Raw genomic sequence first — 19,089 nt, forward strand, 5'->3', positions numbered from 1 at the left:
CACGTCATGGTCGACAAGGGCAGCAGTTCGAAGGCTCAACTCACGACGAAGTTGGCCATCATGGCCATGTCTTCGTGTTCGAGGTTGTGACAGTGGAAGATGTATTTGCCCTGGTACCCGTCGAAGTGGATGAGGATCTTGGCTTGTTCGCCGGGGCGCAGGTCGATGGTGTCCTTCCAGCCCGCGTCGAACGGACCTGGGCCTCCACTGCCCCGAGCCAGGACTTGGAAGGGACTGAGGTGGATGTGGACGGGATGGTGGAAGTCGGCGTTCAGCTGCCAGATTTCGGTGCTGCCGAGGCGGACGTGCGCGGCGATGGAGTCGGGGCTGAACGGGGCTTGGGAGATGAGCCAGCCGTCGTGGTCGTTGACGTCACCGGCCCGGAAGTCGAACTTGCGGGTGACGACCGCGTCGGCTGGCCGCAGAACCGGGATGGTGGAGAGTCGATCCGGCACCGTGAATGTCTGCGGCCGGCCTTCGCCGACGACGAATCGCATGACCTGTCCCATTGCTGCAGTGCCGAAGTCGTTGACCAGGGTGACTTCGGCGCCCGGGGCGTAGTGGGAGAAGTCGACGAGTACGTCGAGGCGTTGGGCGGGGGCCAGTTCGAGGTGGTCGTGTCGGATGGGTTCGGTGAGAAGACCTCCATCAGTGCCGATCTGGGTGATGGCGGACGGGGGCGCCGGGTCAAGGCGCAGTGACAGTCGTCGGGCGTTGCAGGCGTTGAGCAGGCGTAAACGGTAGGTGCCCCGTTCGACCGGTGCGATGGGCCAGGGTGTGCCGTTGACGAGCATGACGTCACCGAGCACGCCGGCGACGTAGTCGCCGTGGACCCCGTGTTGGTTCACCAAGGTGGGGTCGAGGCTGGGGTAGAGCAGCGATCCGTCGGTGTCGAAGCTGCGGTCGGTGATCATCAGTGGCAGCTCATGCTCGTTGTCCGGCAGGCGAAGATCTGCTTCTTCGTCGTCGTGGTGCAGGTGGAAGCCGGCCAGTCCTCGCCAGACGCTGGGACCGGTGAAGTCCATGCGGTGGTCGTGGTACCACAGGGTCGCTGCCCGCTGCTCTAGCGGGAAGGTATAGGTCCGCTCACCTTGTCGGGTGTCGCCGCCGGTGACCATGTCGTGGCCGCTGCCCGTGTGTTCATGGCGGTGGTGCCGGGTGTAGTAGCTCATGTCGGTCGGGTAGACGTAGTCGGTCGGGTAGCCGTCGCTGTCCTGTGGTGTCCGTCCGCCATGCAGGTGGACGACGGTGGGTAGCGGCAGGTTGTTGGTGTGCCGGACTTTGACGGTGCGGCCTCGTCTGCTGCGGACGGTGGGCCCGGGAAAAGAGCCGTTGTAGGCCCACAACTCGGTCGACAGCCCAGGCAGGATCGTGGCCCTCGTAACGCTTTGCACGATGTCGTAGTAGTCGGTGGTCGCGTCGGAGCGGGTCGGGCGTAGTACGGGCGGGAGGGTGAGCCGCCGTCGGAATGGCGGAGGGAGCGGTGCGCGGCTGGGCAGGACCTTGCCGGTGGAACTGGCGCCGGCGATGCCGCTGACGAAGGGGACGCCGATCCCGGCGGCGGCGATCCCGGCTGCGGCGATGCCGAGGAAGGTTCTGCGGCTGATGGCGCTCATCGGGTCTTCCTCCACGCAGCGGCGGTGAGTGCGATCAGCAGCACGATGATGGTGACGCCCAGGGGGATGTGCACGGCCAGGATCAGTTGATAGCCGAGCCAGGTCTGCAGTGCGGTCAGGACGATCAGCACGATCGACGCGGGCAGCGGCCAGCGTGGGCCTGCCCCGGCGCGGCGCCACAGGGTCGCGGTGACGACGCTGGCCGCGAGCGCCGCGACGGTGGAGGTGGCGGTGTCCCGGTGCAGGTGCAGTGCCCCGTAGCTGCCGGACAGGAACTGGCCGGCGAAGACGGCCTGGTCGAAGGCCAGAACCGCGGCGGTGGTGATGGTGAGCCGGAACAGCCAGATCGGCCACCGCCGCTTCGACGACGTGGGTTGGGACTGCAGGGATGGTGTGGTCCGCGTGGTCGTCACGATGCGTCGAATGCCAGGGTGTGGTGAGAGCGGATGACCTGCACGTCGGCGAGCAGGCGAGAAGCCGCCATGCTGGAACGGCCGCCAGGGCTGGCCAGCATTGCCGCCAGGGCGTCGTCGTCGCGCCAACGCGCGTGGTGGATGACATGTCGCCCGTCGTCGGACCGGGTCAGTGTCGAGCCGAGGAAACCGGGCGTGTGCTCCAGTACGTCGTGGCCGTTGGCGGTCAGCATCGCGTACAGCTGGTCCTGGTGTTGTTCGGTCACGGTGAAGACGCTCGTCACGGTCAGCTCGCCGCTGGTCGCTGCCGGATTGTCTGGTCGGCTTGCTGGGCCTTCGGTAGGGGTGGTCATCGCTGAGCCGCCAGGGTCTTGCGGACGGCGACAATCGTGACCGCGACGAGGGTGGCGAAGATCGGTCCGGTGGCCGCGTGGGCGACGGCGAGTAGGACGGTGTCGCCCCGGTCATACAAGATCACCTGCACGGCGGCGTTGATGACGTTGATACCGATCGCCGCACTGGTGGCGGCCAGGTGGACGCGGCCCAGTGCGGGGTTGCGGTACCAGTCATGAGGGCCGCCGGTGACCCGGTTGAGCAGTAGTCCGGTCAATGGCCGGCGCGCGATGATGGTGGCCAGGCAGGCCATGATCACGGCGAACGGGATCAGGGTTGGGACCAGGAAGAAACCCCGCGCGTCGCCGGTGACGGCGGCGACCACCGCGCACACCGTCACGACAAGGATGCCGATCAGCGCCGATCTCGGAGACTGTCGGCGCGCCAGCCGAAGGCCCAGCCCGGCGACAGCGGCTGCGGCCGCAGCGATGATCGCCGGGTACAGGGCGGCCACGACGTTCACTGCCACGAACACCAGGCCCGGCGCCGCGGCCATGACGATCCCGATCCAGCGGTCCGGGTCGCTCCATGTCTGCCTGATCGCCGCCCAACCCGACTCCGGTCCCTGGGGACGGCGTTGCGGCGGGCCAGATCGCGGTTGTGGTTGGGGGTGGCGGCTGACGCCGTGCTCGGGCATCCGATCGCCGATCGTAAGGGTCGCTCGTTGGTCGCTCATGGGAAAATGGTTACACGTGAAACGGTTTCTTGCAAACCTGTGTCAGGTGAGATAGTGTTCGACTGTGCCTATAGATCCAGTTTCCGCCAGCCAGTCAGCTACGTCCGGCACTCCGGAGAACCCGGAGGAAGGGTCACCCTTTGCGATCGGGCTGCTGCTGCGTCAGGCGCACGACCGCGTGGCGGCGGCGATGGACGGCGCTCTGGCGCCGTTCGGCATCGAGCGGCGCCACCTGATGGTGATGATGCGGCTGCACGCCTCGGGTCCGCTCAGCCAACGTGACCTCGTCGCGCAAACAAACCACGACAAAGCCTCGATCGTCCGGATTGTCGACGACCTCGAACGACTCGACCTCGCTTCACGCCAGCTGGTGCCCGGCGATCGGCGGCTGCGGGCCGTCACCCTGACCGAGCACGGCCGTGATGTCTTCGCCCAAGCGCACCAGGCTGCCGAACCCGCCGCCGCGACCGCAACCGCTCTTCTCACTCCAACGCAGACTCAGCAACTCCAGCGGCTCCTGCGCACGATGGTCGCCCCCGTGAACCCACCCGACTGATACCCGGCCGCTCACCGCCCGTCTCAAGCCGCCCGATGTCGTCCGGCGGGCCCTTACCGTCAGCTCGCTGGCACGAAAGGCAGCACCTCATGCGCGTTCTCATCATCGGCGGGGGCCTCGGCGGGCTCACCCTCCTGCACGGACTACGAAGCGCAGGAATCGACGCCCGAGTGTTCGAACGATCGGCGCACCGCGCACAGCAACCGGCCAGCTACGGGATCCACCTCAACGCCGATGGCCTGCGCGCCCTGCACGCCTGCCTCCCCGATCAAAACTGGAAGATGATCGACGCGGCCGGAACTCCCGTACCGCTGATCATCCGATTCCACGATCCCCGCCGCGGCGTCCTGGCCACCATCGACAAGAGGTTCCCCGAGGACACCACCGACCCGATCACCAAACGCCGCGCGATCAGCCGCGGCAAGCTCCACGAAGCCCTCCTGCACAACACCCGCACCGAAGACGAAGCGGAACCTCTCGTGCACTGGGACAAGAAGTTCACCCACTACGAGCTACACAGCGCCGGCGTCCGGGTGTACTTCGCCGACGGCTCCCACACCGACGGCGACATCCTGGTCGGCGCCGACGGCAGCAACTCCCGGGTACGCCACCAACGTCTTCCCGGCCTGCAACGTCAGGAACTCGGCATCATCAACATCGCCGGCCGCGTCCCCCTGGCAGGCACCGTCGCCGCCGCCCTACCAGCCGACTTCACCGACGGCGGCATCAACAACGTCGTCCCCGCCGGCAACGGGTGGATGTTCCTCTCTACCTGGCCCAGTGGCGATCCCGACAACACCGACGTCAGCAACGGCGCCGCCGAGTACGTCGTCTGGGCCTGGGCCGGATCGGAGAACTCGTACCCGCAGGGAATGAAAGACCTCGACGAAATCCAGCTCAAGCGACTCGTCGCCGAACGCGTCCACGACTGGGCAGCACCGCTACGGACCCTGGTCGACGCCACGGACGCCGCGACCATCACCACCGTGCCGCTACGGACCATGCCCCAGCTCCCCGAGTGGGCACCCTCGCGAGTCACACTCCTCGGCGACGCCATCCACAACATGACACCCATGGCAGGCATCGGCGCCAACACCGCCCTGCGCGACGCCGACCACCTCCGCCGAGCCCTCAACACTGGCACCGACCCGGTGAATAGCATCGGTGTCTACGAAACAGCGATGCGACACTACGCCAACCAAGCCCTAGCCCTCTCGACCCGAAACGCCACCAACGCCGCCCTCGCCACACCAGCGAACCGGACCGCATTCCGTGCACTTCTCCGTGCTAGCGCGGCCATCCCCGCCCTACGGCGCAAGATCTTCGGGCCGTCGATCTAATGGACCATGACATCTCTGAGGGCCATCCTGGCTTCGCGACAGCCGGAGCGGCGACCGAACCGGCGGTCGGCGCCTCTGACGGAAACGCTTCGGCACGAACGGCGGCCAGTCCAGCTCGTGAACGCTCATGCCGCGCAGAGAGCGCGGAAGGACAGCTCAGTCGACCCAGTTCGTTGCAGCTCTCGGGATGGCTGGCGTCGGTCGGCGTCGAGTGGTGCCCCGAGGAGCCGCTCGACACTCATTCGTTCGCTAAGAGTTCACGTTCGGACGTCAGTCAAACTGCTCCCGTAGTGGAACCTTCAAGGAGGCTGATTCCCTCGACGACTGGTCAACCCATGATCATTGTTGTGGTTCTTACGCTGGCACTGTTCGGCGCGACGACGTTTTCCGCGCTGCAGCAACCGCTCGCCCGTAGCCCGGTCGCCCATCATCGCCTCACCGGAGTACTCCTCGTTATGAGCCTTGCGGTTGTCGTCGCGCTGATCACGACCACGCTCGTGGTCTATCTGTGACGTGGTGACCATCCGCCAAGCGGTCGTCGGCGTGGCAGCCGGATCAGCTGATGACGGCGGGCGGAGCCCATAGCGGGCGGCGGTCTCGCTGAGAGACGCCGATCGCCAGCCAAGTGCGCTGGCAGCTGATCCGTCAGACGAGACCGCGACTGCATGAGCGGTGCATCTGCGTCGTCGTCGCGTTCACGCACAGTTCATTGCCGACGGGTGGGCGTTGACCATGTTCCCGCAGGCGACCGCAGCACTGGCCGGTGGGCAGTGGCGTTCACGAGGTGAACGCACCCGTGATCAAGGTCCTTCCGGGCGTCGGCCGGTGTTCATCCGCGAACCCCAGTAGGTCCCTAGGGTCTTGCGCCGGCACGCCTTTCGCTGTCTGCGACACCTGGGAGCCCTTCATGAGTCAGGCCATCGACACCCGCACATCGCCGGTGGGGGAGGGTCCACTGTGGCAGGCGATCGTCGCGCAGGCCCGGCGCCAGCCCGCGGCTGCGGCGGTGGTCGACGGCGCGGGTGACCTGACCTACGCGGAGTTGGTTGCCCGCGTCGAGGAGCGGGCCGCGGAGTTGACGGTGGCCGGGGTGTCGGACGGCGACCTGGTGGGGCTGCGCATGCCGCGCAGCCGCGACGCTGTCGTGGCGATGCTTGCGGTCCTGCGGGTGGGCGCGGGCTACGTGCCCATCGACCCTGCCTATCCGGCGGCCCGTCAGGAACTCATCCTCGCCGACGCGAGGCCCCGGGCGGTCATCACTGCGGACGGTGTCACCGCGACGGACACCCCGCTCGGAACGGAGGCGTACGCAGCGGCTGGCGCGGGAGCGGCCTACGTCGTGTACACGTCCGGGTCGACCGGGCGGCCCAAGGGCGTGCTCGTGCCGACGTCCGCGCTCGCCGCGTTCTGCGCCGCCGCCCGGCAGCGCTACGAGCTCACCGCCGCCGACCGCGTCCTGCAATTCGCGTCGCTGAGCTTCGACGCCAGCGTCGAGGAGATCTTCCCGGCGCTGACCTGCGGGGCGGCCGTCGTGCTGCGCGACGATGACATGATCAGCCGCCCCGACCTGTTCCTGGACGGCTGCGCGCGACTCGGCATCACCGTGCTGGACCTGCCGACCGCGTACTGGCACGACCTGGTCGCCGCCCTGGACCGTGCCGAGGCGACGCTGCCCGCCACGGTCCGGCTGGCGATCATCGGGGGCGAGGCCGCGCGGCCCGACGCGGTGCGCCGGTGGCAGCGTGCTGCCGGTCCCGGGGTACGGCTGCTCAACACCTACGGGCCGACCGAGGCCACAGTCGTCGTCACCGTCGCCGACCTGACCGGCTGGGCCGGCGACGCCGTGCCGATCGGGCACCCGCTGCCCGGGGTCACCTGTCGCGTACTGGCCGCGGACGGCGGCGAGACTCCCGACGGCGAAGCCGGGGAGTTGGCGATCGGCGGAGCCCAGGTGGCCACCGGGTACCTGCGCCGGCCGGAGCTGACCACCGAGCGTTTCCGGCCGGGGCCTACCGGCCGTGAGTACCGCACCGGGGACCGGGTGCGCCGCGCCGCGGACGGGTCGCTGGAGTTCCTGGGGCGCCTAGACGAGCAGATGAAGATTCGTGGCTTCCGGGTCGAGCCGGGAGAGATTGAGGCGGCGCTGCGGGCCGCGCCGGGCATCGAGGACGCCGTTGTGGTGCTCGGTGAGCGGGGCGGCCAGGCGCGGCTGACCGGACACGTGGTGGCCGACTGCGGGATCGACCTGATCGTGGTTCGCGCCGCCCTGGCCGACGTGCTTCCCGCGTACCTGGTCCCGGCTGCTCTGGTGCGCCACGACCGCCTGCCGCTGACCGTGCAGGGCAAGGTCGATCGGCGGGCCCTGGCCGCGGTTGTCCCGGACGGCCCGGTCGTGGACACCGGCCTCACCCCGGCGCAGCGCGCGGTGGCCCGGATCTGGACGGCGGTGCTCGGTCTCGCGCAGGTACGCCGGGACGACGACTTCCTCGCACTCGGCGGCGACTCCCTCGACGCCGTACGGATGATCAGCGCCCTGCGGCACGAGCACGGCGTGGAGCTGACGCTGAGCCGGCTGTACGCGGCGCCCACCCTGGCGGAGGTGGCGACCCTCGTCACGAGCACCGGCACCGGCGCGGTGGCCGAGACGGCCGCCGTGGCCGAGGGCGTCCCGGTGGCGCTGAGCTCACTGCAGCGGGACTTCTGGGTCGCCGAGCAGGTCTGCGCCGACCTGCCCGCGCACACCCTGGGTATCCGCTACCGCTTCGCCGAGCCGGTCGACCCCGCCGCGCTGGCCCGAGCCCTCACTGCGCTGGCTCGTCGACACCCACTGCTGCGGGCCCGGTTTCCCGACGACGGTGCCGAGCCGCGGATGGTGATCGGCTCCGACGCCCTGCTCGAGCTGGTGCAGGGTGAGCCGGTCACGGCGAAGTTCGATCTCGCCGCCGGGCCGCTCGCGCGGGCCTACCTGGGCGTCGACGGTACGGAGCTGGTTCTGGTCGTGCACCATCTGGTGTTCGACGGCTGGTCCGCCACGGTCGTCGGGGAGGAGTTGGCCGCGCTGTACCGCGCCGCCCGTACCGGTGCTGAGCCCGACCTGGCCCCTGCAGTCGCGCTGCCCGATCTGGCGGTGCGGAACACGGCCGCCCGCTCCGACGCGGCGCTGCGGGAGTACTGGCGGCAGCGGTTCGTCGACGCGGACCTCGACCTGGAACTGCCCGCCGACCGGCCGCGCCCGGTGGCCCGGTCCTTCGCCGCCGCGCGGCTGACCCGTCACGTCGACCCGGCGCTCCTCGAGCGGCTGCGCGGCTACGGCCGAGGCGAGCGCGCAAGCCTGTTCATGGTGGTGCTGGCCGGACTGCAGACGGTCCTCGCCCGCTACACCGGCCGAACCGACGTGACCGTGCTGACGCCGGTCGCCGGGCGCACCGGAGCGGGCGAGGCCGCCCTGGTCGGACCGCTGCTCAACATCCTGCCCATGCGGGGCGACGTGGCCGGAGCACCGACGTTCACCCAACTGGTCGCGCGGGTCCGCGACGCCGTCCTGGCCGACCTCGACCACCAGACGCTCGCCCTGCCCGACCTGATCGACGCGTTGGCGCGGCCCGGCAGCGGCAACCGGAACCGGGTCAGCCCGGTGATGCTCACCGTGCACAACACGCCGGCACCGCGCGACACCGCCGTCCGGTACGCCGGGGAACTCCCGCCTGCCGCCACCATGGTGGACCTCGCCATTGGCCTGGACTTCCCGGTCGACGGACCTGTGCTGACCATCGACTACGCCACCGAACTGTTCGACGAGGCGCGGGTGGCGGCGCTGGCCGACCACCTGCTCACCCTGCTGACCGCCGCCGCGAGCGACCCGGGCACCGAGGTGCTACGCCTGCCGCTGCTGACCGCCGAGGAGCGGCACCGGATCCTGCACGACTGGAACGACGTCACGGTGCCCGTTCCGGACGCGACGACGGTCCACGAGCTGTTCGAGCGGCATGCCGCAGCCAGCCCCGACGCGCCGGCGCTGACGTTCCGCGGCGACACGATGAGCTACGGCGACGTGAACCTGCGGGCCAACCGCGTCGCCCGGCGGTTGCGGGCCGCCGGTGTCCGACCCGGCGACCGGGTGGCGATCTGCCTGGACCGGGGCATCGACCTGTTCGTCGCGATGTGGGGCGTGCTCAAGGCCGGCGCGGCCTACGTGCCGCTCGACCCCGCCTACCCGCGCGAACGGCTCGACTACATGCTCGCCGACAGCGGTGCCACAGTGCTGATTGACGCCGCGTACCTGCAGGGCCCGCTGCCGGAGGACGGCAGCGACCTGCCGCCGGCCGCCGCGGCGGACGACCCGGCGTATGTCATCTACACCTCCGGCTCCACCGGCAAGGCCAAGGGCGTCGTCGTGACACACCGCAACCTGGTGCACGCCGCCGACATGTGGCAACGCGCCTACGACCTCCGCCCGGAATGGACGTACCAGCAGGCGGCCAGCTTCTCCTTCGACATGTTCGTCGGGGAGACGCTGCGGGCCCACACCAGCGGTGGGCGGCTGGTGGTCGTGCCCCGGGAGACGCTGCTCGACCCGGCCGACCTGTACGAGCTGATGCGCACCGAACGGGTCGAGTGCACCGAACTGGTTCCGGCCGTGCTGCGCGGGCTGCTCGCGCACGCCGACCGCACGGGCGCGGGCCTTCCCTGGCTGCGGATGCTCATCGGCGGCGGCGAGAAGTGGCACGTGCACGAGTACGAGCTGGCCCGCCGTCTGGTCGGGCCGCACGGCCGGGTGGTCAACGCGTACGGCGTGACAGAGGTGACCGTCGACAACGTCTGGTTCGACGGATCCGCGGCGCATCTGCCCGCCGAGGCGCCGCTACCGATCGGGCGCCCGTTTGCCCGCAACCGCGTGTACGTGCTGGACGCCCACGGCGAGCCGGTACCCGCAGGTATCGTCGGCGAGCTGTACCTGGGCGGGGCCGGTGTCGCTCCCGGATACCACAGGCGGCCGGAGCTGACCGCCGACCGTTTCGTCGATGACCCCCACGCGCCCGAACCCGGCGCCCGCATGTACCGCACCGGCGACGCCGCCCGCTTCCACGCCGACGGCACTGTCGACTTCCTCGGCCGCCTCGACGACCAGGTCAAGGTCAACGGTTACCGGATCGAACTGGGTGAGGTGGAGGCCGCACTGGGCGCCCTGCCGGGCGTCGCGTCGTGTGCGGTCGCCGTGCACACCCCGACCTCGGGTATCGCCCGTCTGATCGGATACGTGGTCACGGCCACCGGCGGGGAGGCTGACGAGGCCGCGCTCCGCGACGCGCTGGGTCACGCCCTGCCCGTGCACATGGTCCCCGCCCGCGTGCTGACCCTGAGCGCACTGCCGTTGACGCCCAACGGCAAACTCGACCGGCGCCGTCTGCCCGCGCCGCCGCAGACCGGTGCCACAGTGACCGGCCCCGCGCCGGGGACACCACGCGAGAAGGCGATCGCCGAGGCGTGGTCTGCCGTGCTCGGTGTCGCCGACGTCGGTCTTGACGACAGCTTCTTCGCCCTCGGCGGGGACTCGTTCGCGGCGCTGAAGGTGGTCCGGCAGATCACGCCGGCGCCCACGCTGCTCGACCTCTACCAGCAGCCGACCGTACGCCGACTCGCGGCACTGCTGGACAGCCGTGTGGAGAGCCCGCCCGCCGAGCGGCGGATGCTGCACCGGCTCACCCCACGCGACGCGGACCTCGCGGCGGGTGGCGTGACTGTCGTCGGCGTTCCGTACTCGGGTGGCAGTGCGGTCGCCTACCAGCCGCTGGCCGACGCGCTGCCATCCACCTGGGCGCTGCTGGCCGTGGAGTTGCCCGGGCACGATTACGCCCGCCCCGACGAGCCGCTGCTGCCCTCGGCCGAGGTTGCCGAGCGGGTGCTCGTCGAGCTGCAGGCGGTCAGCGGACCGGTGTTGCTGTACGGCCACTGCCTCGGCGTCGCCGTCACGATGCAGATCGCCCGGCGGGCCGAGGAGGCGGGCGTCGAGCTCGCGGGTGTGGCGCTCGGCGCGGGCTTCCCGACGGCCCGGCTGCCGGGACGGATCTTCGACTGGTTCTACCGGTTCGTGCCGACCGACGCGATGACCTCGGACCGCGAGTACCTGGCCTATCTGCGGGGGCGCGGCGGCTTCACCGACGTGGACGACCCGCAGCAGCAGGCGTTCGTGCTGCGTAACGTCCGGCACGACGCCCGCGACGCCGAGGAGTTCTTCACCGCCGCCTACGGGGAGCAGACCGCCAGACTGAAGGCTCCCGTGCTGGCAGTCGTGGGCTCGCGCGACCGGGTGACCGAGCACTACCAGGAGCGCTTCCACGAGTGGGAGCACTTCGGCGGGGGCGGTGTGCACCTCGCGGTCCTGCCCAAGGCTGGGCACTTCTTCGTCAAGTCGCACGCGCAGCCGCTGGCTGCCGAGCTCGTGGCGTTCGCGGGCGGCGCGACGACCGAACCGGCGCACCAGAACCACCAGGCGGGGCCGGCGCCGAGTCTCGCGCGCTTCGCGACGGTCGCCGCCGGTCAGTTCCTCTCGATGATCGGCAGTGGGCTCAGCGCTCTCGTCCTCAGCATCTGGGTCTTCCAACGCACCGGATCCCTCACCGACTTCGCCGTCGTCAACGCGATCGGCCTGCTGCCCGGCATCTTCGTCGGGCCGATCGCCGGCGCGGTCGCCGACCGCTGGGACCGGCGACGGGTGATGCTTGCCAGCGACACGGTCGCGGGCCTGTCCATGGTGGCGCTCGCGGTGACGGTGTTCGCCGGTGGCGGCCTACAGCTCTGGCAGATCTACCTGGCGGTGTCGGTCACCTCGATGGCTGGCGCGTTCCAACGGCCCGCCTATCTCGCAGCCGTCGCCCAGCTGGTGCCCAAGCGGTTCCTCGGGCACGCCAACGGCATCAGCCAGCTCGGCGTCTCGGTCGGCACCGTGTTCGCCCCGCTGCTCGGCGCCGGCCTGATCGCCACCATCGGCGTTTCCGGCGTGCTGCTCATCGACACCGCCACCTTCGTTGCCGGGGTGCTGTCGCTCCTGCTGGTGCGGTTTCCGAACCTGATGTTCCACCGGCGGGAGGAGACGTTCCGCACCGAGATCGCCAACGGCTGGCGCTACATCATCCGCCGCCCCGGCCTGCGCGCCGCATTGCGGTTCTTCATCGTCGACCATGCCTTCTACACGCTCGGCTTCGCCGTCATCACCCCGATGCTGCTCATCGAGCAGAGCCCGGCGGTGCTCGGTCTGGCCCTGGGCGCCGGGGGCGTCGGAGGGCTTGCCGGCAGTGTGGTCATGGGCGTCTGGGGCGGGACCGTCCGCCGCGCCCATGGCCTCATCCTCTTCATGGGTCTGGCGAGCATCGCGATGACCGTCGTCGGGTTCGGCACCGGCCCGGTGTGGGTGATCGTGGGCATGTTTCTGCTGACCTTCGGTGAGTCGCTCGCCGAGGGGCACTGGATCGCCGTCGTGCAGACGAAGGTCGGCTTCGAGTTGCAGGGCCGCGTCCTGTCGATCTTCATCTCACTGATGATGCTCACGATGCCGATCGGCTACCTGGTGGTCGGCCCTCTCGCCGAACGGTACGTCCAGCCGGTGCTCGAGCCCGGCGGCGCCCTCGCCGGCAGCGTCGGTGAGGTGCTCGGCACCGGACCCGGCCGCGGCCTCGCGCTGCTGGTGATCGTCAGCGGCCTGCTGCAACTCGCGTGGGCCGTTCGGGGCTGGCTCGACCGCCGGTTGCGCCTGCTCGAGGACGACCTGCCCGACGCCCTCCCACCCGCCGAGATCGGCTCCCGCGACGACCTGCAGCGCGCGGCCGACGCCGCTCTGTCCACCCCCCGCTGACAATCACCCTCGCGAAAGGCCGCCACATGTCCGTCGACACCTACGTCGAGCACCCCATCGACGCGTACGGGACCCCTCTGATCGACGCGCAGGACCTCGTACCCGGCGCCCGGATCCTCATCAAGGACGAGACCCGGTACGCGTCCGGAAGCCACAAGGAACCGGCCGCACGCCAGGTCGTCGCCCGGGCGATCGCCGACGGTCGACGGCGCATCGTCATCGCTACCTGCGGTAACTATGGACGCGCGATGGCGATGGCCTGCGGCGCCATCGGCATGCCCTGCACCGTCGTGCTGCCCACCGGCTGGAGCGACGGCGGAGCCTTCATGCGCGCGGCCGGTGCGGACGTGCACCTCATAGACGGCAGCTACGAGGACGCGGTCGACGAGTCTCGACGGCTGGCCACCCTCGACGGCGCGATCGACGGCAACGTCGACGGACCCTACGTCGAAGCGGTGTTCACCGGCCACGGCACCGTCGCCCATGCCCTGCACGCCGAGCTCAACGAACCGCCGGCGGCGCTGTGGATCCCGGTCGGCAACGGCACCACCGTCATCGCCGTACACAGGGCGCTGGGTCAGCTCGGGTGGGACGTCCCGCTGCACGGCGTCGGCTCGGCCGGCAACAACCCGCTGGTGACGAGCTGGCCGGGACCGTACCGGATGCTCGACCCGGACGGCGTCACCACTACCGACCACAACCAGCCGCTGGTCAACTGGCATGCGCTGCAGGGTCCCGAGGCTCTCAATGCGATCAGGGCCAGCGGCGGTGCCGTGCACGCGGCCACCGACGACGAACTGCTCACCGCTGGGCACCTGCTCGCCGATTACGGAGCCCAGCCCACCGCCGCCGGCTCGGTCGCCCTGGCCGGGCTGCTCGCGCACGCCCGCAGCACCGCGTTGGCCGGAACCCACGTCGTCCTGCTCAGCGGCCGCTGATCCCACTCACACCCGCCTGCGAGGAAGAACCATGACGCTCACCGCCGCGCCCGCGTCCACCCCCACCCTGCTGTTCACCCGCGCCCGCACCGCCGGCGCCGACGAGCGCGTCTTCCTCGGCAAGCTCGGCGTCCTGGCCCTGATCACCGCGGCCGGGGCCACCCTCGCCCTGCGTCCGGAGCCGGTCGCGGTCGTCGCGGGTGTGCTGCTGCTAGCCGCCATGTACACCCACGCGGTCGAGCTGCAACACCAGGTCCTGCACCACTCGGCGTTCCGCAGAGCCTGGCCTCACCGCCTGGTCGGGGTGCCACTCGGCCTCCCACTGTTCGTCGTCTACAGCCACTACCGGGTGCGGCACCTGCAGCACCACCGCTTTCTGGGCACCCCGCACGACACCGAGTTCTTCGGCTTCGACACGCGCCAATCGCTGACACTCGCGGCGCTGCTGCGCGGTGCGTTCGACTACCACCGCGTCCTGGTCGTGCTCCGGGACGTCGTCCGCAGCGCGGCCGGACGGTGGAACTACGAGTTCGGTGACATCAGCCCGAAAATGCGGCGCCACGTCGTTCAGGAGCACCTGGTCCAAGGTGCCGCAGTCCTTACCGCCATCGGTCTGGCCCTCGCCGGTCTCGGTGAGTACGTGCTGCTGCTCTGGGTGCTGCCGGTCGTCGCCGCCGTGCCGATGCACTTTCTCGTTGAGCTGCCCGAGCACATCCTCTGCGACACCGAGACCACCAACGTGCTCCACAACACCCGTTCGATCCGTGGTAGCTGGTTGAGCACCTGGTACACCAACGGCAACAACCTGCACATCGAGCACCATGCCGCGATGAGCGTACCCATCAACCAACTCCCCGCCCGGCACGAGGAAACGAGGCGGCTCGCCAGACACGTCGAGCGGGCGTACACCGACTTCTACCGCACGCTGTGGCAGGCGCTGCGCGCCCCGAAGCAGCACCCCGAGCGGCCACGGGAGGGCTGCTAATGGGAGACAAGAAGAACGCCGCAGCTTACTCACCAGAGGTCGACGCACGGGGGTCGCATCAGGACGGTCGCCGCGATCCTCGCCGCCGTCCTGGTTTCGGTCGGGATGGTCGCGATGCCCGCGCGGGCCGCGGACGCTTACACGCAGGTGTACGAGTTCAGCGTCGTGCTGCTCGGCTGGGACGGCGAGGGCTCGAACGTGGCCGCGAAGCTGGCCTCGCCAGCGGTCAGGTAAGGGTGCTGGTGGGCCCGCGGATCACCAGCTTGGTGGGTAGGATCGTCTCCGCCCGCCCCGCTGGTTTCAGCAGATGGTCGGCCGCCACACGCCCCTTGTCGGGGTGCGGCTGGTGCACAGTGGTTAGTGCGGGGGTGGCCCATGCTGCCGATGGTGCCGCTGCCAGCGTGTCTGTGGTCGTCTAGCAGGTCGAGCCGAGTCGTCTAGCAGGTCGAGTGGAACAGCCCTGCGACGGCGGTGCCACCGGTGGCGAGGTCGTTGTAAATCTGGACTGCCTCGGTGGTCTCGACCACGTGGACGGTCACCCCGCGCTCCTCGAGCAGCCTGAGGGTACGCGGGTCGACCTGCAGTTGCAGTTCCATGCCACGCGACAGAACGACGGTCTCGGCGCCATGAGATAGAAGTTCCTGGACATCTTCCGGCTGGATGCCGGGGCTGTGGCGGGTACCGGTCTCGGACCAGTCCCACGGGCGGCCACCGCCGGGGTAGAGCTTGAAGTCTTTGCCAACCCCAATTCCCTCGACGTCCATCCGACCCCACGAGATCGACAGAACGAGCGGCGAACGAGTTGCTTCGTTGGACACGGCGTCTCCTCGTTGGAGGGAGCCGCGACGGCGCTGCGGCACGGACGGAGCTTAACGCCACCAACCGCCTAACAGCTCCGCCAGCGGTCAGCCGATCAGCAGGCCGCACGACTTTATAGACCCTGCAATGATGCAGACCATGTCATCGATGCCCGGAACTTCACGTCGTCACATGGCGTAGTTGACCTGGCCTTGCAACTGGGAGCAGATCGGGTGCAGGTTGGCGAAGAGGTCGGCACGCTGCTCCCAGCATGGCCGGTGTCCCAGGAGTTGCGGGTCGTCGGTCGTCACAATGACCTCCTTTCTCAGGCATCAAGGATCTGCCATTCCTGGCTGATCTCACCGCTGGCCGGTTGCTGGACCGCCCTGGCGCCGTCCGCGGTGGAGCCGCCTTCGACACCGACACACCAGCCGTTGCTCACATTGACGAACCGGTAGTACCCGCTGGTCGTCGCCGGTACGAGATTCCACCACTGGTTACGTCCGCCGTTGTCGGCCCATTGAACGAGTGCCGCGCCCTGGCCCGAGCCACCTGGACTGTCCAGGACCTTCCCGCTCTTGACACCGGACAGCCGGAATGAGCCATCGCTGTTGGGTAGCAGCCGCCACTGCTGGTTGGTTGCGCCAGTCCACGGCCACTGGATGACAGTTGCCCCGTCCGTGGTGGAGCCGCCGTTGACGTCCAGCACCTTTGCGCTGCGCCGGTTGAGCAGTCGAACGACGCCGCCGGTGGCGGGCAGACCTACGACAACCTGTATCTGTTGCCCGGCCGTCAACGAGATCACCCGGGCGTGCGGGCCGAGCGGCGAGGGGGTGACCGTCGTAGACGTGGTGATGGATGCCATCCCGCGCCGGCTGAGGAGGGTGATCGCCTGAGTGATCGTCGAGGTGAGTACCACGGTTACTGAGCGACCAGGAAGATCCCAGGAGAGGCTGTGGATGCGGACCTGGTTGCGTCCGCGGACCCCGGTGATGGTGCCTTTGGCGAGCTGACCGGGCACGGCGGGCAGCAGCTCGATGACGCCGGGCCTGGTGTACACAAGCGCTTCGCTGAGCACGGCCGGCAGCGTGTTGGCCGCATCGGCGTTGTAGGTCTCCAGGTTCGGGTTGTGTGCCGTCATCAGTGACCGGAAGATCATGTTGTTGCCGACGATCTTCCGGAGGTTGCTGTAGACGCCGGCGCCGTCCTTGAGTCGAGTGGAGGCGAGGGCTCGATGCAGGCTGCCGTGCGCGGAGGTGTTCTCGTCACCGCGCAGCGCCAGGGCCCTGAGCGCGGCGGTGACCAGACCGGGCGCCTCCTCGGGATTGATCTCGTGCAGGGGCCATGCGCCGTACAGGTGATGGACGTGCCGATGGTTGTAGCGATCCGTGAGTCCCGGCCAGGACCATTCGGCGAGGGCTCCGCTGCCGTTGATGGTGTAGGGCGGGAGCTTCGCCAGCAGGGCCGTCCAGCGTGCGACGCCTTGGCCGGCGCCCTGTTCGACACCGAGCGCGTTGGCAGCCTCGACGGCCGCCCGCAGGGCGTGTCTGCCGGCCTGGATGTCGCCGGTGGCGTTGATCGCCAGCAGGACGCTCGTGCTGGCCGGCGAGTTCTCCATCGAGAACGACGGTACGAACACCACACGGCCGGCCGAATCGGTGCGGGTCAGGAAGTCCTCGTAGAACAGGGCCAGCTCCATCAGCGCCGGTCCCAGCTTCTCCGCCAGGAACGTCCGGTCCCCGGTGACCTGGTAATACTCAAGCAGCGGGTAGAGCAACCAGTCCGCGCCACCGGTCCAGCACTGGCCGGGGAAGCCGGGGTCGAAGTGCAGCATGTAGCCGTACTCGCCGTCGGTTCGTGACGGGGCCAGAAAGCCGCGGGCGCCGTACAGGTTGCGAGCGTTGGTGCGCCAGTGAGCGAGTTGCCCGAGGATCAGGTTGACGTAGCCCTGCATAGCATCGGTGAGGTCGAGGATGTTGCCGCCGGCGACCTGGAGATTGATGTTGGCATCGGTGGTGAAATCGTCGGCCCAGGCGCCATTCCACGTGCCGGCCCAGATTCCGGTCAACCGCGGCGGCAGTACGCCGCTGGAGCTGATGAACAGGTAACGGCCGCTGTCGTAGAGGCGCTCCAGCAGGGCCACATCGATGGTGTTGCGGTTGGCGTTCTGCCGGGCGATCAGCTCGGTGGTCGACAGCTGCCGGTCGGCGGCGGAGACGTTCAGGTCCAGTCGGGAGCGGTCGTACATCGCCGAGTGCAGGGTGACGTGCCGGGTCCGCAGCTCGGCGTAGTCGGCGCGCACCGCGGCCTGCGCCGCGTGCAACGGCTTGCTGTCCCAAGCCGTGGCTGACTCGTAACGATCGAGTTTGGTCAGCAGGAGGAGTCTGGTTGCCGCGGTGACGACGATGCTCGACCCGTTCGCGGCTACCGTGCCACCGGTGGCGACGACCCGGGTGACGCCCTCGAAGCCGAACGCGCCCTGCCCGGACGGGTAGGTGCCTCGTAGGTTCAGGTAGCCGGAACCGTCGATGACGCTGGCCAGGGTGGTGAAACGGACCGAGCCGGGGACGCCCGCGAGGGATGTGTTGGCGCTCAGCGTCGCCTCGATCGATCGGCCGGATGCCGGGGTCAGTTCGTGTACGACGACGTTGTCGGCTCGGGAGGCGAAGGCGCGGCGAGTCCAGGTGCCGTTGCTGTCGGTCCAGGTGGAGGTGACCTCGCCGGTCCGGAAGTCGGTGATGCGGGCGTATCCGTTGGCCGTGGTCATGCCTGGCGTGCTGATCCGCAACTCAAAGCCGGGGTGGTAGGTCTGGGTCCAGCGCAGGCTCCAGCCGGCCGCGAAGTCCGTGTTGGCTCCGGCGTAGTTCCCGGCCAGCGCCTTGTCTCGTACGCCGGCCAACCGCCCGGAGATAACTGGTGGGGTCACGCCCCGGCTGCCGTTGGGCATCACGAAGCGGTGGTGGTTGAAGATCACCTTCTCGAGGGTCGGCGTTCCGTACAGGACGGCGCCGTACTCGCCGTTGCCGGTGAGGAACCCGTCCGTCCATGTTGTCGCCGCGGTCGCGTCGTAGATCCCGCGCTCGGGCAGCGCGACCTGGGGCGCAACGGCGGCGGCCCGTCCGGCGCCCACGGCAGGGATCAGGGCAGTGGAGCCGGCGGTCAGCGCGGTGGTGACGAGCAGGCGCCTACGGCTCACGGGCAGGTCTGTCATTCGAAGTTCCTCTCGGCACCGAGGCTGCATTCTCGAATCGATTCGACGGCCGCCAGCGTCGTCGGTCACCCGGGAGGGTGAGCTCGGCCGACACGTAGATGTGATTAACCGGCAACCTGGGCACTGAGTCAAGGATTTAGGCCCATCTATCTTACGTTGAAGCCTGAAACCCTATCAATCCTGACAAAGGCCGCAGCAAAGGTAGGATGAAAGGCCCGCCGGCATCACGATTGACGCTGCAGAAAATCTCTTGGTCGCCGGACCTCAACCGAACCGCCGTAAAGCGGACCGGAATAACGGCAGAGATCAGAGTT

13 protein-coding genes are annotated in these 19,089 nt (G+C 69.1%); 6 read left to right on the forward strand and 7 right to left on the reverse strand.

The window, feature by feature from the left end:
• Nucleotides 1-35: 35 nt before the first annotated feature.
• Genes ACLJOK_RS04610 through ACLJOK_RS04625 form a run of 4 tightly spaced genes read right to left on the reverse strand, consistent with a single transcriptional unit; the run spans nucleotide 36 to nucleotide 2,918 of the window.
• The gene (locus ACLJOK_RS04610) at nucleotides 36-1,616 is read right to left on the reverse strand and encodes a multicopper oxidase family protein (RefSeq protein ID WP_410816339.1); all 1,581 of its coding nucleotides are present in this window, start codon (nucleotides 1,614-1,616) and stop codon (nucleotides 36-38) included.
• Entirely contained in the window at nucleotides 1,613-2,029 is a 417-nt protein-coding gene (locus tag ACLJOK_RS04615; protein WP_410816341.1) for a hypothetical protein, read from the reverse strand. Before ACLJOK_RS04615 ends, ACLJOK_RS04610 begins: the two co-directional genes overlap by 4 nt.
• Nucleotides 2,026-2,382: an antibiotic biosynthesis monooxygenase family protein gene (locus ACLJOK_RS04620; protein WP_410816342.1), complete on the reverse strand. Its 357-nt coding sequence runs from the start codon at nucleotides 2,380-2,382 to the stop codon at nucleotides 2,026-2,028. Before ACLJOK_RS04620 ends, ACLJOK_RS04615 begins: the two co-directional genes overlap by 4 nt.
• The gene (locus ACLJOK_RS04625) at nucleotides 2,379-2,918 is read right to left on the reverse strand and encodes a DUF3159 domain-containing protein (protein ID WP_410816343.1); all 540 of its coding nucleotides are present in this window, start codon (nucleotides 2,916-2,918) and stop codon (nucleotides 2,379-2,381) included. Before ACLJOK_RS04625 ends, ACLJOK_RS04620 begins: the two co-directional genes overlap by 4 nt.
• 370 nt (nucleotides 2,919-3,288) lie before the next feature.
• Here ACLJOK_RS04625 and ACLJOK_RS04630 point away from each other — a divergent pair, with 370 nt between their 5' ends.
• The 6 genes from ACLJOK_RS04630 to ACLJOK_RS04655 all read left to right on the forward strand — a co-directional run bounded on the left by ACLJOK_RS04630 (nucleotide 3,289) and on the right by ACLJOK_RS04655 (nucleotide 14,766).
• Complete coding sequence (locus ACLJOK_RS04630; protein ID WP_410816345.1) at nucleotides 3,289-3,654, forward strand: MarR family winged helix-turn-helix transcriptional regulator; 366 nt, start codon at nucleotides 3,289-3,291, stop codon at nucleotides 3,652-3,654.
• 89 nt (nucleotides 3,655-3,743) lie between these two features.
• Nucleotides 3,744-4,994: an FAD-dependent oxidoreductase gene (locus ACLJOK_RS04635; RefSeq protein WP_410816346.1), complete on the forward strand. Its 1,251-nt coding sequence runs from the start codon at nucleotides 3,744-3,746 to the stop codon at nucleotides 4,992-4,994.
• 335 nt (nucleotides 4,995-5,329) lie between these two features.
• On the forward strand, nucleotides 5,330-5,506 hold the full coding sequence (locus ACLJOK_RS04640) for a hypothetical protein (protein ID WP_410816347.1): 177 nt from the start codon (nucleotides 5,330-5,332) through the stop codon (nucleotides 5,504-5,506).
• Between the two features lie 395 nt (nucleotides 5,507-5,901).
• Complete coding sequence (locus tag ACLJOK_RS04645; protein ID WP_410816349.1) at nucleotides 5,902-12,843, forward strand: amino acid adenylation domain-containing protein; 6,942 nt, start codon at nucleotides 5,902-5,904, stop codon at nucleotides 12,841-12,843.
• A 26-nt stretch (nucleotides 12,844-12,869) separates the two neighbouring features.
• The gene (locus ACLJOK_RS04650; protein ID WP_410816350.1) at nucleotides 12,870-13,781 is read left to right on the forward strand and encodes a pyridoxal-phosphate dependent enzyme; all 912 of its coding nucleotides are present in this window, start codon (nucleotides 12,870-12,872) and stop codon (nucleotides 13,779-13,781) included.
• A 31-nt stretch (nucleotides 13,782-13,812) separates the two neighbouring features.
• Complete coding sequence (locus ACLJOK_RS04655; RefSeq protein ID WP_410816351.1) at nucleotides 13,813-14,766, forward strand: fatty acid desaturase family protein; 954 nt, start codon at nucleotides 13,813-13,815, stop codon at nucleotides 14,764-14,766.
• Nucleotides 14,767-15,203: 437 nt separating this feature from the next.
• Here the strand turns inward: ACLJOK_RS04655 and ACLJOK_RS04660 are convergent, their stop codons facing one another.
• The 3 genes from ACLJOK_RS04660 to ACLJOK_RS04670 form a co-directional block, all read right to left on the reverse strand.
• Entirely contained in the window at nucleotides 15,204-15,584 is a 381-nt protein-coding gene (locus ACLJOK_RS04660; protein WP_410816352.1) for an Mth938-like domain-containing protein, read from the reverse strand.
• A gap of 168 nt (nucleotides 15,585-15,752) precedes the next feature.
• The gene (locus ACLJOK_RS04665) at nucleotides 15,753-15,875 is read right to left on the reverse strand and encodes a hypothetical protein (protein ID WP_410816353.1); all 123 of its coding nucleotides are present in this window, start codon (nucleotides 15,873-15,875) and stop codon (nucleotides 15,753-15,755) included.
• 14 nt (nucleotides 15,876-15,889) lie between these two features.
• Nucleotides 15,890-18,775, reverse strand: coding sequence for a glycosyl hydrolase family 95 catalytic domain-containing protein (locus tag ACLJOK_RS04670; RefSeq protein WP_410816354.1), 2,886 nt, complete (start codon nucleotides 18,773-18,775; stop codon nucleotides 15,890-15,892).
• Between the last annotated feature and the right edge of the window lie 314 nt (nucleotides 18,776-19,089).

It is taken from the genome of Micromonospora sp. 050-3 (assembly GCF_046549335.1).
Classification (GTDB): domain Bacteria; phylum Actinomycetota; class Actinomycetes; order Mycobacteriales; family Micromonosporaceae; genus Micromonospora; species Micromonospora trifolii.

Bases quoted from the DNA above. Each gene is read 5' to 3' on its own strand.
- ACLJOK_RS04650 (WP_410816350.1), top strand. From the start codon at position 12,870: ATGTCCGTCGACACCTACGTCGAGCACCCCATCGACGCGTACGGGACC.
- ACLJOK_RS04610 (WP_410816339.1), bottom strand. From the start codon at position 1,616: ATGAGCGCCATCAGCCGCAGAACCTTCCTCGGCATCGCCGCAGCCGGG.
- ACLJOK_RS04670 (WP_410816354.1), bottom strand. From the start codon at position 18,775: ATGACAGACCTGCCCGTGAGCCGTAGGCGCCTGCTCGTCACCACCGCG.
- ACLJOK_RS04620 (WP_410816342.1), bottom strand. From the start codon at position 2,382: ATGACCACCCCTACCGAAGGCCCAGCAAGCCGACCAGACAATCCGGCA.
- ACLJOK_RS04640 (WP_410816347.1), top strand. From the start codon at position 5,330: ATGATCATTGTTGTGGTTCTTACGCTGGCACTGTTCGGCGCGACGACG.
- ACLJOK_RS04630 (WP_410816345.1), top strand. From the start codon at position 3,289: ATGGACGGCGCTCTGGCGCCGTTCGGCATCGAGCGGCGCCACCTGATG.
- ACLJOK_RS04625 (WP_410816343.1), bottom strand. From the start codon at position 2,918: ATGGCCGCGGCGCCGGGCCTGGTGTTCGTGGCAGTGAACGTCGTGGCC.
- ACLJOK_RS04645 (WP_410816349.1), top strand. From the start codon at position 5,902: ATGAGTCAGGCCATCGACACCCGCACATCGCCGGTGGGGGAGGGTCCA.
- ACLJOK_RS04635 (WP_410816346.1), top strand. From the start codon at position 3,744: ATGCGCGTTCTCATCATCGGCGGGGGCCTCGGCGGGCTCACCCTCCTG.
- ACLJOK_RS04655 (WP_410816351.1), top strand. From the start codon at position 13,813: ATGACGCTCACCGCCGCGCCCGCGTCCACCCCCACCCTGCTGTTCACC.